The organism is Clostridium sp. AM34-11AC (genome assembly GCF_003435375.1).
Classification (GTDB): domain Bacteria; phylum Bacillota; class Clostridia; order Lachnospirales; family Lachnospiraceae; genus Pilosibacter; species Pilosibacter fragilis.
In genome coordinates this window covers 1-252 of record NZ_QWGL01000113.1, presented here as the reverse complement: position 1 = coordinate 252, position 252 = coordinate 1, and the positions used below count along the sequence as shown (strand labels likewise).

The 252-nt window shown below is 54.4% G+C and carries 1 pseudogene; it reads left to right on the top strand.

The window, feature by feature from the left end:
* Positions 1 to 252 (top strand): annotated as a pseudogene (locus DW826_RS18825) (DNA recombinase); the annotation flags it as partial.

Sequence of the window (252 nt, the reverse complement as noted above, 5' to 3'; positions counted from 1 at the left end):
GGAAATCCTGCGTCAGCGTGGCGTGCGCCTTATCGCCATCAATGACGGCGTGGACAGCGCCAGAGGGGACGATGATTTTACCCCTTTCCGCAACATTATGAACGAATACTACGCCAGAGACACCAGCCGTAAAATCCGTTCCACTTTTCAATCCAAAGGCAAGTCCGGCAAGCACCTCACAGGCACGGTTATTTACGGCTATCTCTGGAACGAAGCCAGAGACCAATGGTTGGTTGACCCCGAAGCCGCCGA